The organism is Plantactinospora sp. B24E8 (assembly GCF_039871735.1).
GTDB lineage: Bacteria > Actinomycetota > Actinomycetes > Mycobacteriales > Micromonosporaceae > Plantactinospora.
Genome location: NZ_JBDPMH010000028.1, coordinates 36006 through 50356 on the forward strand (window position 1 = coordinate 36006; position 14351 = coordinate 50356).

12 protein-coding genes are annotated in these 14351 nt (G+C 72.8%); 6 read left to right on the forward strand and 6 right to left on the reverse strand.

The genetic code is table 11. The features are described from left to right. Nucleotides 1–84: 84 nt before the first annotated feature. A complete protein-coding gene (locus ABGB21_RS28270; RefSeq protein ID WP_347680386.1) occupies nucleotides 85–1428 on the reverse strand; it encodes a pitrilysin family protein in 1344 nt (447 codons plus the stop codon). Between the two features lie 5 nt (nucleotides 1429–1433). Then, on the reverse strand, nucleotides 1434–2723 hold the full coding sequence (locus ABGB21_RS28275) for a pitrilysin family protein (RefSeq protein WP_347654835.1): 1290 nt from the start codon (nucleotides 2721–2723) through the stop codon (nucleotides 1434–1436). Nucleotides 2724–3109: 386 nt separating this feature from the next. On the opposite strand from ABGB21_RS28275, the gene ABGB21_RS28280 reads away from it, so the two are divergent. From ABGB21_RS28280 to ABGB21_RS28290, 3 genes are all read left to right on the forward strand, one after another. After that, nucleotides 3110–6859: a M12 family metallo-peptidase gene (locus tag ABGB21_RS28280; protein ID WP_347680346.1), complete on the forward strand. Its 3750-nt coding sequence runs from the start codon at nucleotides 3110–3112 to the stop codon at nucleotides 6857–6859. Nucleotides 6860–7195: 336 nt separating this feature from the next. Further along, nucleotides 7196–8281, forward strand: coding sequence for a 3-deoxy-7-phosphoheptulonate synthase (locus ABGB21_RS28285; RefSeq protein ID WP_347680348.1), 1086 nt, complete (start codon nucleotides 7196–7198; stop codon nucleotides 8279–8281). A 146-nt stretch (nucleotides 8282–8427) separates the two neighbouring features. Continuing rightward, nucleotides 8428–10926, forward strand: a complete 2499-nt coding sequence (locus tag ABGB21_RS28290; RefSeq protein WP_347654904.1) for a transglycosylase domain-containing protein — start codon at nucleotides 8428–8430, stop codon at nucleotides 10924–10926. A 342-nt stretch (nucleotides 10927–11268) separates the two neighbouring features. Here the strand turns inward: ABGB21_RS28290 and ABGB21_RS28295 are convergent, their stop codons facing one another. After that, nucleotides 11269–11679 carry an amphi-Trp domain-containing protein gene (locus ABGB21_RS28295; RefSeq protein ID WP_347680350.1) on the reverse strand — a complete coding sequence of 137 codons (411 nt, stop codon included), beginning with the start codon at nucleotides 11677–11679 and terminating at the stop codon, nucleotides 11269–11271. Nucleotides 11680–11786: 107 nt separating this feature from the next. Here ABGB21_RS28295 and ABGB21_RS28300 point away from each other — a divergent pair, with 107 nt between their 5' ends. Beyond that, nucleotides 11787–11993, forward strand: a complete 207-nt coding sequence (locus ABGB21_RS28300; protein ID WP_347680352.1) for a hypothetical protein — start codon at nucleotides 11787–11789, stop codon at nucleotides 11991–11993. 40 nt (nucleotides 11994–12033) lie between these two features. On the opposite strand, the gene ABGB21_RS28305 is transcribed toward ABGB21_RS28300, so the two are convergent. The 3 genes from ABGB21_RS28305 to ABGB21_RS28315 all read right to left on the reverse strand — a co-directional run bounded on the left by ABGB21_RS28305 (nucleotide 12034) and on the right by ABGB21_RS28315 (nucleotide 13326). After that, nucleotides 12034–12552, reverse strand: a complete 519-nt coding sequence (locus ABGB21_RS28305) for a DUF1360 domain-containing protein (protein ID WP_347654830.1) — start codon at nucleotides 12550–12552, stop codon at nucleotides 12034–12036. 76 nt (nucleotides 12553–12628) lie between these two features. After that, the gene (locus tag ABGB21_RS28310) at nucleotides 12629–12943 is read right to left on the reverse strand and encodes a hypothetical protein (RefSeq protein WP_347680354.1); all 315 of its coding nucleotides are present in this window, start codon (nucleotides 12941–12943) and stop codon (nucleotides 12629–12631) included. A 20-nt stretch (nucleotides 12944–12963) separates the two neighbouring features. Next, nucleotides 12964–13326, reverse strand: a complete 363-nt coding sequence (locus ABGB21_RS28315) for a DUF6158 family protein (protein WP_347654828.1) — start codon at nucleotides 13324–13326, stop codon at nucleotides 12964–12966. 134 nt (nucleotides 13327–13460) lie between these two features. Here ABGB21_RS28315 and ABGB21_RS28320 point away from each other — a divergent pair, with 134 nt between their 5' ends. Then, the gene (locus ABGB21_RS28320) at nucleotides 13461–14018 is read left to right on the forward strand and encodes a hypothetical protein (RefSeq protein ID WP_347654827.1); all 558 of its coding nucleotides are present in this window, start codon (nucleotides 13461–13463) and stop codon (nucleotides 14016–14018) included. Then, the gene (locus ABGB21_RS28325; protein ID WP_347654826.1) at nucleotides 14003–14332 is read left to right on the forward strand and encodes a DUF3817 domain-containing protein; all 330 of its coding nucleotides are present in this window, start codon (nucleotides 14003–14005) and stop codon (nucleotides 14330–14332) included. Before ABGB21_RS28320 ends, ABGB21_RS28325 begins: the two co-directional genes overlap by 16 nt. Nucleotides 14333–14351: the final 19 nt, after the last annotated feature.

The window sequence follows — 14351 nt, forward strand, 5'->3', positions numbered from 1 at the left end:
GACGGGGTCCGGCGGCCACCGGATCGGCCGGACGGGCCCGGTCGTTGCCCGCCGGCTGTGGCGACGCCCTTTCGGGCGGGCCGGTCAGCCGGCCGCGTCGACGACCTCGCCGAGCCCGCTCGCCGCCAGGTCGTCGCGGATCGTCGCCGCGTCCCCCTCCACCACCAGGGTCAGCCCCTCGGGGTGCAGGTGCGTCGCGGCCGCCGCCGACACCTCCGACTCGGTGGCGGAGAGCAACGCCTCCCGCAAGGTGGCGTGGTAGTCGTCCGGTAGGCCGTGCACGACCAGGGTGGCCAGCGCGTTCGCGATCGCGGGCGGGGTCTGCAGCTCCACCGAGAGCTGCCCGGCCCGCCAGGCGCGGGCGACCGTCAGCTCCGCCTCGGTCACCCCGCTGTCCCGGGTACGGGTGATCTCGCCGACCGCGTCCACCAGCGCGGGTGCCGTCACCGCCGTCTGCACCCCGGAACTGACCACAAACCGTCCGAACCGCCGGGAGTACCCGAACTCGCCCCGGATCCCGTACGTGTAGCCGCGCACCTCACGGATCAGGTGGTTGAGCCGGGAGGTGAACGCCCCGCCGAGCACGGTCGCGGCGAGCGTCATCGGTACGTGGTCCGGGTGCGCCCGGTGCGGCGCGACGTGCCCGAGTCGCAGCGTCGACTGCACCGAGCCGGGCCGGTCGACCAGGATGATCCGCCGCTGCCCGGGGACCCTGACCTGCAGCGGCCCACCGCTCGAGGCGGGTGCGCCGGCGGCGCCGGCGAAGACGGTCGTGGCCAGCCGGTCGAGGTCGATCCGGTCCAGGTCACCGGCGACCAGCAGGGTGCCGGTCCGGGTCAGCCACTCGGCGTGGAACGCGGTGACGTCCTCGACCGTGACCGCGGCGACCGAGTCCGGATCGCCGTCCATCGGCCGGCCGGGCCGCTGGTCGGCGCCGAACAGGTCGGCGCGCAGCGCCGCGTCGGCCCGGGGACCGGGGTTCGCCCAGTACATCCGCAGCGCGGTCACCTCGTCGTCGCGGACCCGGGTGATGTCCGCCGGGTCCAGCCGCGGGGTGCGTACCGCCTCGGTCAGCAGCTCCACCGCCTCCGGCAGCCGCTCCACCGGCACCTGCACGCTGACCTGGAACGAGTCCCAGTCCGCGGAGATCACCAGTTCGGTGCCGAGTCCCTCCAGGGCGAGCGCGTAGGCGGTGGAGTCGCGTCGGGTCGTACCCTCCTCGATCGCCTTCGCGACCACGGCGGCCAGACCCTCCCGGCCGACCGGCTCGCGGCCGGCGCCGGCGTCGAGCAGCAGCACGGCGACCGCGAGGTTGTACCCGGGCAGGTGGGCGGCGACCACGTCCCCGCCGGCCACGGTCCGCCGGACCACCGGCGGGAAGGTGTACGGCCGCGGCGTACCGGTGGCCGGCCGGTCGGTGATCAACAGCTCGCTCACGCCTTCTCCTCCGGCAGGTAGGTCAGGGTCACCCGGTCGGCCGCGCCGAGCAGGTCCCGGGCCAGCCCGGTCACCTGGTCCGCGGTGACCGACAGCCAGCCGGCGAGCCGGTCCGCCGCGCGGTGCGGGTCGCCGAGCTGGGTGGTGTGCCGGCCCAGCAGGTCCGCCCGGCCGTCGACCGTGGCGAGCTGACGCCACCACGCGGTGGTCAGCAGGGCCCGGGCCCGGTCGAGTTCGGCCTCGGTCACGCCGTCGGCCAGCCCCTCCAGCACCTCGACCAGCCCGGCCTCCAACCGCTCGGCGGTGACCCCGGGCCGGGCGGTGGCGCTGACGATCAACGGCGCCGGTCCGTGCGCCAGGTCGACCCCGAACGCGCTGACACTGTCCGGCTGGGCCAGCCGGGCACCGTCGGCGAGCCGCTGGTACAGCCGGCTGCCCCGGCCCGCGCCGAGCACCATCGCCAACACGGTCACCACGTCGTAGCCGGGCTCGCCGAACGGGTGGGTCCGGTGCGCCAGGTAGACCCGGGGCGCCGGCACGTCGCCGGTGACCGTCTCCCGGGCCGGTACGCCGGTCGCCGGCACCTTCCGGCCCTCCGGTGCCGGCGGGATGTCCGACTGCGGCAGCAGCCGACCGAAGTACCGGTCGACCAGCGCGAGGACCTCGCCCGGGGAGGTGTCCCCGACCACCGTCAGGACGGCGTTGTTCGGGGCGTAGTAGGTGGTGTGGAACGCCTGGAAGGTCGCCAGGTCGGCGGCGTTCAGGTCGGCCATCGAGCCGATCGTCGGGTGGTGGTACGGGTGCCCCGGCGGGTAGAGCAGCGGCAGGAGGCGCAGCCATGCGTCCCCGTACGGCACGTTCTCGTACCGCTGCCGCCGCTCGTTCTTGACCACCTCACGCTGGTTGTCCAGCGTCTCCTGGGTCAACGCGGGGACCAGCCCGCCCATCCGGTCGGCCTCCAGCCACAACGCGAGGGCCAGGTGCTCGGACGGCAGGGTCTCGAAGTAGTTGGTCCGGTCCGGGTTGGTGGTCGCGTTCAGCGACCCACCGGAGCCCTGGACGAGCTGCATGTGCTCGGTCTTCGCCACGTTGACCGAGCCCTCGAACATCAGGTGCTCGAACAGGTGGGCGAAGCCGGTCTGGCCGTCGGGCTCGTGCCGCGACCCGACGTCGTACCAGAGGTTGACCGCCACGACGGGCACGCTGCGGTCTTCGCTGACCACCACACGCAGGCCGTTGTCCAGCCGGGCGGTCTCGATCGGCCAGGGGTAACCGGTCTCGGGCATGAGCACGACGCTATCCGATCGGACCACCGGACCGGGCGCCAACCATGCCGTGCGCGGCCGATTGATCCCGGACACTCCCCCGGCCGGCCCTCCGTTCCGCCGACCGGCCCGGGCACCGGCGCGGCCCGGACGCGGCAGTCGACCGGCCCGGGCACCGGCGCGGCCCGGAGGCGGCGGCAGACCACAGTGGTCACCCAACCCGAACCGGGCGCATGCCCGGCAGCCGGAACCCGGGCCGGGAAACGGATCCGACCACGCGGAGGGTGGTCCGCCGGCTCGTCGACCCCTATGGTCCTGATCAATCCCCCAAGTCGATCGACGGTCGGGCCGGGCGGCGACGGGTGCCCCGGGACCACCGGCGGTCGGCGTAGTCAAAGGAGACGCCCTTGACGACGCCCTCGACCCCCGCCGCCGACCACGGTCCGGCGCTGTCCGGCCGCCGCCCACCCACCGGACCCTCCGGAGGTCGGCGGCGGCTGGCGGTCCTGACCGTGGTCACCCTCGCGGCCGGCCTGCTGCCGGCGCTGGCCGGCACCGCACCGGCCGCCGCCGCACCGGCGGGTCCGACCAACCCGTGGACGGCGCTGGGCACCTCGACCACCGCCCGGATCCCCGGCCCGACCGACGTCCGGGTCGACCGGTTCGCCGGCTTCGCGCTGGACCGGGCCGCCTTCGAGACCATCCTGGAGTCCGCACCCGCCGAACGGAGCACCACCGCCCGTACCCGGCCGCTGGTCGTCCCGCTGCCCACCCCCGAGGGGACGTTCCAGCGCTTCGAACTGGTCGACTCACCGGTGATGGAGTCCGGCCTCGCCGCCCGGCACCCGGAGATCCGGACGTACGCCGGACGGGGCCTGGACGACCCGACCGCGACCGTCCGGGCCGACCTCACCCCGCTCGGCTTCCACGCCTCGGTCCGCTCCGCCGACGGCGTCTGGTACGTCGACCCGTACAGCCGGACCGACCTGCGGCGGTACGCCAGCTACCACGTGCACGACACCGCCCACCCCGAGGACGTGTTCGTCGAACGGGAGGACGTGACGCAGGCCGTCGGGGACCTCGCCGACGACGTCGCCTCCGCCGCCACCGGGGCCGAGGTACGGCTGCGGACGTACCGGCTGGCCCTGGTGACCGACCCCTCGTACGCCACGTACTTCGGGCCGGAGAACGTCACGGCGGCGAAGGTGACGCTGGTCAACCGGGTGAACCAGATCTACGAGGACGAGACCGCGATCCGGCTGGTCCTGGTCGACGCCACCGAGAAGACCAACCTGAACACCCCGGCCGAGGCGACCGGACCGGACGGGCCGTGCGGTGCGGCACCCTGCTACACCGAGGCGCAGCTCAGCTCCTGCACCGGCGGCCTGCTCAGCCGCAACGTCGTGGTACTCGGTCAGCTCGTCGGCGCCGGCAACTACGACGTCGGGCACATCGGGCTCGGCAAGGCCGGCGGCGGCGTCGCCGGGCTCGGCGTGGTCGGCGGGGCCAACAAGGCCCGCGGCTGCACCGGACTGCCGACCCCGGTCGGCGACTACTTCGCCGTCGACTACGTGGCGCACGAACTCGGCCACCAGTTCGCCGGCAACCACACCTTCAACGGCACCCAGTGGAACTGCTCCGGCGGCAACCGCAGTGCGGCGAACTCGTACGAGCCGGGCAGCGGGTCGTCGATCATGGCGTACGCCGGCATCTGTCAGCAGGACAACCTTCAGCCGCACAGCGACCCGTACTGGTCGCAGCGCAGCTACACCGAGATCACCACGTACGTCAACTCGGAGCGGCCGGCCGTCAACGAGGTGCAGAACGTCGGCCTGCGTGGCTTCGACACCGACGGGCAGAGCTTCCGCCTCGGCTTCCGGGGCCAGACCTCGGCGCCGATCGTCCGGGGTGGCGACTACACGCCCACCGGGTTGAAGTCGACGATCGAGGGGATCCCCGGCTGGCCGGCCGGCGCCACGGTCAGCGTCACCGGGTTCGGCGGCGGCGCCGTCCTCGACGACACCGGCTTCCAGGTCACCTTCGGCGGCACTCTCGCCGGCACCAACGTCGAGTCGCTGGTGCTCACCGCCGACTCCGGTAACGGCGGTCCGACCGCGCTGGTCGGCGAGACGGTCAAGGGCGGCGCGATCGACAACCAGGGCTGGCGGGTCGAGCAGACCGGCAACCACGCACCCGTGGTCACCGCGCCGCAGTCGTACACCATCCCGGTCCGTACCCCGTTCGCGCTGACCGGCGGCGCGACCGACGCCGACGGGGACACCGTCACCTACCTGTGGGAGCAGAACGACCGGGGCGGAGTCAGCGGCGGCAGCGCCACCGGCACCGCGCTGGTCAACAACACGAAGACCAACGGGCCACTGTTCCGGCAGTTCGGCAGGGCGGCGGTCGTCGGCCCCGACGAGACGCTGGAGTACCACTCGCGGGGGCTGAACGCGGTCACCACCGACCCGACCCGGACCTTCCCGGACCTGGACCAGATCGCCGCCAACCACACCAACGCGGCGACCGGGGCCTGCCCGGCGGCCCCGCCCGTGCCGCCGAGCGGCGGCGCGACGAACGTGCCGCCGCACGTCGTCGACTGCTACTCCGAGTTCCTGCCCACCGCCGACTGGGTCGGCTTCACCGGCGACCGGACCCTGCACTTCCGGCTCACCGCCCGGGACGGCCACCCCGGCGCCGGCGGCATCGGCAGTGCCGACACCGCGCTGACCCTGGCCCCGGAGGCCGGGCCGTTCCTGGTCACCGCGCCGGCCACGGCCGACGCCGTGGCCGGCGGCTCCGACCTGCCGGTGGCCTGGGACGTCGCCGGCACCGACCGGGCGCCGATCGGGGTGACCGAGGTACGGATCTCGCTCTCCGTCGACGGCGGCCTCACCTTCCCGTACGTGCTCGCGGAGCGGACCGCCAACGACGGCGCCGCGACGGTGACCGTGCCGAACGTCGGCGCCAAGCCGGCGGCCCGGATCAGGGTCGAGGCGATCGGCAACGTCTTCTTCGACCTCAGCGACGTCAACTTCCCGATCTGGGCCACCCCGGAGGTCAGCTTCGACGGTCCGGACGTGGTGACGGTCCAGTACAGCGACGGGGTCTACCCCGAGGTGTACGTCCGGGCCACCGACCCGGACGGGGACCCGTCGGAACTCACCGGCACGGCCACCGGCCTGCCCGCCGGACTGTTCCTCGTCGGCGGGCGTCCGACCCCGGGCGGCACCGGTGAACCGACCCGCTGGGGCATCCTCGGCACCACCCGGGCGGCCCCGGGCGACTACCCGGTCACGGCGACCGTCACCGACGAGCACGGCCTGGGAGAAACCGTCCGGTTCGTGGTCCGGGTGCTGCCCGAGTCGACCGAGGTGGCGTACGCCGGGGACGCGGTGGTCTTCGGCGCCGGCCGGGGCGACACCGAGGTGCTGCTCCAGACCACCTTCCGGGAGACGTTGCCGTACCCCGGGACCGACCCCTGGCCGGGTGACGTCTCGACCGCGACGGTGACCTTCGCCGCCGGTGGCCGGACGCTCTGCACGGCCGTGCCGGCGCCGTTGGGCACGGACGACTTCGCGGCGGTCGCCAGCTGTACGGCGAGTCTGCCGACCGGCGGTCACGAGGTGACCGTCACGCTCGGCGGCAACTACGCCGGCAGCGCCACGGCCCGGGTCGAGGTGTCCCGGCCGGAGAACCGGGCGGTGCTCGGGGCCGCCGAGCTGACCCCGACCCGTTCCGCCGGCGCCTACCGGGTCGACCCCCGGTCCCGGATCGAGGTCGGCCTGCTGCTGGCCCAGACCCGGACCGGTGCCGCCGCCGGCCTGGTCGACCTGGAGTTCCGCTCCGGCGACCGGAAGTACCAGCTCCGGAGCACGGACGTCGACTCGTTCGGCGCCCGGCGGGTCGACGGCGCGGACCGGCTCGACCTGCGGACCACCGCCAGCCTGGTCGACGTCACCGACGCCCGGCGTCCGGTGACCGTCGCCACCGGGCTGACCCTGCGGCTGACCGGCGCCGACCGGGGGCCGCGCGGCGGCCGGGACAGCCTGGCGGTCACCGTCCTCGACGGCGACCGGCTGCTCCTCGCCGCCGACTGGGCCGGGGGACAGAGCCGGGAACTGACCCTCTCCGGCGGCACCCTTCTCGTCCTCTGAGACGAAGGGCCGGGCCCCTTCCACACCGTTCTGGTAGCGGAAGGGGCCCTTCCGCACAGCTCAGGGCGCCCGCGACCGTCGGCGGTCCGACACTGTACGGTGGCGCTCCGCCACCACCTCCGCCACTCATCGGGTATCGTTCACCGCGTGATGCGGTCGTATCGATGGTTTAGTCAGCCGGCTCCGGAGCCGGTGACTCAGCCATGACCTGACGTCACCAGATCCAGCAGAGCCGGCTGAAGCAGGGACATTCGTCCCTGCTTTTTCCATGTGAGCAGCCGGCTCGGCTCCCGGGCGCCGGCCCCCGGGTGAAGGTCGGCGGAGGGAGACTGCGAGATGACCACCACCGGAATGAGTCGGGTCAGCGACCAGCGCATCGACCGGATCGTGCCGTTGACCACACCGGCGTTGCTGCACCACGAACTACCGCTGGACGAGAAACTGGCGGCGGCGGTGCTGGACGGACGACGATCCGTCGGCCGGGTGCTGGACCGCGAGGATGATCGACTTCTCGTCGTGGTCGGTCCCTGCTCGGTGCACGACCCGGCCGCCGCCCTGGAGTACGCCCACCTGCTGCGCGACGCGGCGGCCCGGCACGCCGACGACCTGCTGGTGGTGATGCGGGTCTACTTCGAGAAGCCGCGCTCGACCGTCGGTTGGAAGGGTCTGATCAACGATCCGGGACTGGACGGTTCCGGGGACGTCAACGCCGGCCTGCGGGCCGCCCGCGCCCTGCTGCTGGACGTGCTCCGGCTCGGCCTGCCGGTCGGCTGCGAGTTCCTCGACCCGATCACCCCGCAGTACATCGCCGACACCGTGGCGTGGGGTGCGATCGGCGCCCGTACGGTGGAGAGCCAGGTCCACCGCCAGCTCTCCTCCGGGCTCTCCATGCCGATCGGGATGAAGAACCGCCCGGACGGCAGCGTGGGCACGGCGGTCGACGCGATCCGGGCCGCCGGGGTGCCGCACGTCTTCCCCGGCATCGACGTCTCCGGGGCGCCGGCGATCCTGCACACCCGGGGCAACACCGACTGTCACCTGGTGCTGCGCGGCGGCCGGGGTGAGCCGAACTACGACGCCGATTCGGTGGCCGCCTCGCTGGAGCTGCTGCGCGCGGCCGGGCTGCCCGAGCGTCTGGTGATCGACGCCAGCCACGACAACAGTGGCAAGGACCACCGCCGCCAGCCGGTGGTGGCCGCGGAGGTGGGTCGGCAGATGGCGGAGGGGCAGCGCGGCATCGTCGGGGTGATGCTGGAGTCGTTCCTGGTCCCGGGCCGGCAGGACCTCGACCCGACCTGTCCGCTGGTGTACGGACAGTCGATCACCGACGCCTGCCTCGGCTGGCCGGAGACCGAGCAGGTGCTGGCGGAGCTGGCCACGGCGGTCCGGGCCCGCCGGGCGACCGCCCCGGCCGAGGTGTGACGTAGCAGTCATTTGTGCTTCGCCCCGCGCGCAACCGTGTGGTCGGGGGCGGCGTCTGGATCAATAGGGCGAAAGACGCGCGTACGGTTGTCCTCGCGCGCCGAGCGCCTGTCTGCGACGTGTCCGCCCCCACCCAGAGGTTGATGATGCTGCTCCGTCTTCGCCGACTCCGTCTGTTCCGAGGTCGTCTGAACCGACCCGCCGTGCTGTTGTTCTGCGCGCTGCTCGCCGGGCTGGTGCTGGCCGGCGCGGCGTTCCCGGCGGTGGCGTTCTCGGGTCTGGCGGCGAAGGCCGGCGCCGAGTCGTTCGAGGACCTGCCGGCCGAGTTGACGGTGCCGCACGTCCCCGAAGCGACCCAGGTGTACGCGTCCGACGGGAAGACGCTGTTGGCGACCTTCTTCGACGAGAACCGCCAGGACGTCCCGTTGGACCAGATCTCCCCGGCGATGCGCAAGGCGATGGTCGCGGCCGAGGACCACGCGTTCTACCACCACAACGGGGTGGACCTGAAGGGCTTCCTGCGGGCGCTGGTCTCCAACGGCACCGGCGGGTCGAAGCAGGGCGCCTCGACGCTGACCATGCAGCTGGTCCGGATGTCGCTGGTCTACGGCTCGACCGATCCGAACGACGTGGTGGCGGCGAGCGAGGACACCACCGGCCGGAAGCTGCGGGAGATGCGGCAGGCGGCGGCGCTGGAGAAGAAGCTCAGCAAGGACCAGATCCTGGAGCGTTACCTGAACATGGCCCCGTTCGGCCACGGCACGTACGGGGTGGCCGCGGCGAGCCGCTTCTACTTCGGCAAGGAGCCCCGGGACCTGACCGTTCCGGAGGCGGCGATGATCGCCGGCCTGGTCAAGTCGCCGAGTTACTACGACGCGCTGGACAGCAAGGGGCCGGGCTACCAGCACACGGTGGAGCGCCGGAACTGGGTGATCGGCCAGATGCGGGAGACCGGCGCGATCACCCCGGCGGAGGAGGCGGCGGCTCTCGCCGTACCGCTGAAGGTGAAGGGCAAGACCCCGAGCAACGGGTGCACCAGTTCGGTGCACAACGACTGGGGCTTCTTCTGCGACTACCTGTCCCGCTGGTGGATGAACCAGGACGCGTTCGGCAACACCTCGTACGACCGGGAGCGGCAGCTCAAGGGCGGCGGCTACCGGATCGTCAGCACGCTCGACCCGTCCGTGCAGAAGGCGGCGCACAAGAACGTGGAGCAGTACCTGTCGACCGGGAAGCAGGACGCGCTGATGGTCGCGGCGGTCGAACCGGGCACCGGCCGGGTACGGGCCCTGGCCACCAACCGGACGTTCGGGCTGGACGACCCGGCGCACCCGAAGAACCCGATCTCCAGCAACCCGGCGCAGGCCCGGGAGGACGTCCGGGCAACCTACCCGCGTACGACGAACCCGCTGCTCACCGGCGGTGGCGACATCACCGGGTACCAGGCCGGTTCGACCTTCAAGATCTTCACCATGGTCGCCGCGCTGGAGCAGGGCTATCCGCTCAGCTACCAGATCGACGCGCCGAACCGGTACCCGTCGAAGTACACCGCGGCGGCCGGCACCGAGTCCGCCTGCCCCGGCACCGAGCGGTGGTGCCCGAGCAACGACAATGCCGGCATGGCCGGGCGGCACGACATGTGGAGCGCCTTCGGCCGCTCGGTGAACACGTACTTCGTGCCGTTGGAGGAGCGGGTCGGCGCGGCCAAGGTGGTCGACGCGGCCGAGCGGCTCGGCATCAGGTTCCGGGCCGGCAACGACGCGGAGATGGCGAAGGACGAGGCGTCGGCGGACGGCTGGGGCTCGTTCACCCTCGGCGTCTCGGCGACCACCCCGCTGGACCTCGCCAACGCGTACGCGACCCTGGCCGCGGACGGCAAGCACTGCGAGCCGATTCCGGTGCAGGAGATCCGGGACCAGTCCGGGAATCTGCTGGACGTGGCGAAACCCCGCTGTGACCAGGCGGTGGATCCGGGGGTCGCCCGGGCGGCCATCGACGCCGCCCGCTGCCCGGTCGGCGACCAGTCGGCGTACGGCCGGTGCTCCGGCGCCACCGCCTCGGTGGTGCGTCAGGTGGTCGGTCACCCGGTGGCCGGCAAGACCGGTACCACGGACAGCGATCGGACCGCGTCGCTGGTGGCCACCACCACCTCGCTGAGCGTCGCCGGCATCCTGGCCGACCCGGACTGGCCGGAGACCACCGAGAACATGAACCACAACCTCGTCAACCCGGCCGTCTACGAGACGCTGGCCGACGCGATGAAGGGCAAGCCGAAGAAGGACTTCCCGAAGCCGGACGCCGCGTTCGTCAACGGTGACCAGCGGTCGGTGCCGTCGGTGACCTGCCGCTCCGTCGACGACGCCACCAACACGCTGCGCGGTGCCGGTTTCCGGGTCGAGGTCGACAGCAACCAGGTCACCTCGTCCTGCCCGGCGGGTACGGTCGCCCGGACCGATCCGGACGGCCGGACCGTCTCGGGCGGTCTGGTGATGCTGCGGATCAGCAACGGACAGGGCCGGTCGGACGGGCCGGACGGGCGTGGCCCGGGCGGAAACGGCGATGGTGGACCCCGGAACGGCAACGGCGGGCCGCAGAACGGCGGTGCCGAGCCGCCGGCGGACCTTCCGCCGGGCGGCCGGCAATGAGCCGGACCGACCACCGACGGTGAGTTCGACGGCCGGCGTGACCTGTTCACGCCGGCCGCACAACGCCCAGGGTTGACAAGACCCGGAAAACGTTGCGCCGCCCATGGCAGGCCATGGGCGGCGCGGTGTCGGTGTGCAGGTCGCCTCTCGGCGAGTGGCACGACGCGGCTCCAGCCGAACGGTATTCCGCGAGGGCAATTGGTTGAGGCCCGGGGACACTGGACACACCGACAGTCCGTACAACCGCCGGACCCCCGCCCGGTGTTCCGGTCTCCGTCGTGGCGAAGGTCACCCTCGCCGGATCGGCTTCGACTCGTCCACCGGGGCCGGGTACCGCCCCGGTCAGGCCTCCTTGCCGCCGCTCTCCGGGGCCTTGGCCGGCTCACCGGCGGTCCCGCTGTCGGCCTCGGCCGCGGCGTCCTCGCCGTCCGTTTCTTCCCCGTCCGAGTCGCCCTCGTCCTCCGACTCCCCGTCAGACTCGTCGTCCTCGTCGGATTCGGACTCCTCGTCCTCGTCCGTTTCGGCGGCGGGCGCGGCACTGGTGAAGGTGAACTCGATCTCGACCGAGACCTCCGTGTCGCTCTCCCGCTCGATCTCCAGCTCGCACTCGACCTGGTCGCCCACGGCGACCCGCCCCGCGGCACCGTAGAAGATCTGACCGGACTCGAGCTGGTCGGCGAGCTGGCGCAGCCAGGCGGCCAGATCGTTCCGGGCGACCGTACGGGTGTCGTTGTAGATTTCCATGCCCGCCATGCTCGCATTCCACTGAGGACGAAACGCGAACGGGTCGACGACACGTCCGTCCCGTCGCCGGGCCCGACGTGTTGTTTGACCGGTTCCCCACCGGGTAGCCGGACCGGGTGACCGACGAGACAACCAGTATCGAACTCGACGACCTGCTGGACGACCTCTACTCCGGTCAGGAGCGGGTCACCCAGTCCGAGATCCAGCGCCGGGCGGTCGCCGCCGAGGTTCCGGCCGAGCTGCTGACCCGGATCACCGCGTTGCCGCAGGGCGAGTACTCCGTCGACGAGGTGGCCGACCTGCTCGGCGGCACCAGCCGCTGACGGCGGGTCGGGCCCCCACCACCGTCTGCCCGTCTGACAGCTACGACTTCTCCGCCTCGCGCTGGGCGATCGCATACCCCATCTGCAGGAAGTCGGAGGCGGCGACGGCGGTGAACGCGGTCGCCACCAGCCGGGTCAGGCGGGGGGCCAGGACCAGCCCGCCGGCCAGCCCGGTGGCCACCCACACCGCCAGGCAGAACGGACAGCTGAGCAGTTCACCGACGGCGTGCCGGGCGGAACTGCCCTGGTCGCGTACCTGCTCCATCACCTCACCGCTGCCGATCGGCCGGTCGTAGCGGGTGAAGGGGGCGCGCAGCGGGCTGGTCACGGCGTCCTTGGAGAGCAGCCGGCTGAGTTTGTGGGTGGCGATCGACAGCAGTACGACGTCCGCCGTGGTCGGCCGCTCGGGTACCCGCCGGCCGGTCGTCTTCGCCGCGATCCCGAGCGCCGTCGCCACCCCGGCGTACGTGCCCATCGCCGCGAGATAGCCGCCCAGCGGGCGGTGCTCGTGCGGTGCGTACGCCCTGCGCAACCGCGCCACCCTGTCCCGTACGTTCATGCCGCTCCGCTCCGCGCGTAGCCTGCTCTCCGGTTGTCCTGATCCGTCGGCGGTCGCCGGCCGGGGCCGGCCGCCCTCAACCCGCGGTCAGGTTGTCCGCCACCTCGCGGGCCAGGCTCGCCAGCGACTCGTCGGCGATCTCGCGCAGCCGCCGCTCCGGCGGGTCGGCGTCGAGCGCCAACCGGACGCTGGCTCCGCCCGCGTCGACCGGGGCGACCTCCAGCTGAGCCGTCCAGGACGGGCCTGCCGTGGTCCGCCACCGGACCCGCAGGTCCGCCGTCTCCACCTCCGGCCCCTGGCCGCCGTCGCCGCGTAACGGCTCCGGCAGCCAGGCGGAGACCCGGTCGGGGTCGGTCGCGGTGCTGAAGACGACCTCCGGCGGGGCTGACATGCCACGTTCGGCGTGCACCGTCACCAGGCGCCGTCCCGCAGTCGGCTCGGATCGACCTCCCGACCCGGATGCCGGGTCAGGTACTCGGTCTCCAGTTCGGCGGTACGCCGCAGGTGGTGGCCGAGCGCGGTGTCGGCCGCGTGCCGGAGGGTGTCGAGCCGGGTCCGGTGCAGGCTGTGCAGTTCCCGGATCAGGTCGTCGTCGCTCAGCTCGACCGGGTCGATGCCGAGCGACTCCTCCTCGGCGACGACGAAGTCGCTCGCCGTGCCGCCGTACCGGACGGGGTCACCGTTCCACTCGCCGAGCCGCTGCTCCGGACTGGCCTCGGTCGGTATCCCGCTGCCGGCCGGGGAGAACCCGCCGTGGCTCACTGATTCGGTCATCGTCGCCCCCGATGGCTCGTTTGGGTTGACGACTAGACGGTTGCCCAGACCGGGCAGGGTCAAACCCGTCCGGTGCCGCCGACACTACGACGCCGTGTCGGAGAAGCACCCCGCCGCCCGGTACGCTCGGGGGCATGAAACGGCTGTGGACACCGGCGTGGATCGTGCGCCACGTGCTCACCGTCGTGATGGTGGTCGGCTTCCTCGCGCTCGGCTGGTGGCAGATCAGCCGGGCGCTCGCGGGCAACACCCTGAGCTGGGCGTACGCCGTCGAGTGGCCGATCTTCGCCGGGTTCCTGATCTTTCTCTGGGTACGCGAGATCCGGTACGCCCTGCGCGGTGACCGGATCCCGGCGACCGGTCCGGACGGCTCCGGGGCGGCGGCCACCGCCTCGGGCGGCTCCGCCCCCGGGCTGGAGGGCAGCACGGCGGACGGCTCCGCCGCCGGGGCGGGTGTCCCGGCCACCGGGCCGGCGTCGGCGCCCGGTCAGGGCGGGGCGACGGGGATCCGCCGACCGGTTCGCACGGCCCGGCGCCGGCCGGCGGTCGAGGGCACCGACGACCCGGCGCTTGACGAATACAACCACTATCTGGCCTGGCTGAACGCCAATCCCGGGGCACGGCCCGCCGACTACCCCGGTTATCCCGGCCCGGCCGGCAGCAGGAAGGACACATCGTGGGCGCAGCCCTGACCCGCTACCGCGTGGTCGCCAACATCGTCGGCGTGGTGCTGATCGTGCTCGTGGTGATCGGCATGCCGCTGAAGTACCTCGGGAACAACCCGGTGGTGGTCGAGACGGTCGGCCCGGCCCACGGCTTCCTCTACATGGTCCTGCTGGTGACCGTGTTCGACCTGGGCCGGCGGGCCCGCTGGCCGCTGGGCCGGATGGTGCTGGTGATGTTGGCCGGCACGGTGCCGTTCCTGTCCATCTACGTCGAACGCTCGGTGGCCCGTCAGGTACGGCAGCAGGTGCGCCGGCCGGAACCGGAGCCGGTGGCGGGCTGACCCGGACGGGTCCGGCCCG

Bases quoted from the DNA above. Each gene is read 5' to 3' on its own strand.
- ABGB21_RS28310 (WP_347680354.1), bottom strand. From the start codon at position 12,943: ATGTCAGCCCCGCCGGAGGTCGTCTTCAGCACCGCGACCGACCCCGAC.
- ABGB21_RS28320 (WP_347654827.1), top strand. From the start codon at position 13,461: ATGAAACGGCTGTGGACACCGGCGTGGATCGTGCGCCACGTGCTCACC.
- ABGB21_RS28290 (WP_347654904.1), top strand. From the start codon at position 8,428: ATGCTGCTCCGTCTTCGCCGACTCCGTCTGTTCCGAGGTCGTCTGAAC.
- ABGB21_RS28315 (WP_347654828.1), bottom strand. From the start codon at position 13,326: ATGACCGAATCAGTGAGCCACGGCGGGTTCTCCCCGGCCGGCAGCGGG.
- ABGB21_RS28275 (WP_347654835.1), bottom strand. From the start codon at position 2,723: ATGCCCGAGACCGGTTACCCCTGGCCGATCGAGACCGCCCGGCTGGAC.
- ABGB21_RS28295 (WP_347680350.1), bottom strand. From the start codon at position 11,679: ATGGCGGGCATGGAAATCTACAACGACACCCGTACGGTCGCCCGGAAC.
- ABGB21_RS28305 (WP_347654830.1), bottom strand. From the start codon at position 12,552: ATGAACGTACGGGACAGGGTGGCGCGGTTGCGCAGGGCGTACGCACCG.
- ABGB21_RS28285 (WP_347680348.1), top strand. From the start codon at position 7,196: ATGACCACCACCGGAATGAGTCGGGTCAGCGACCAGCGCATCGACCGG.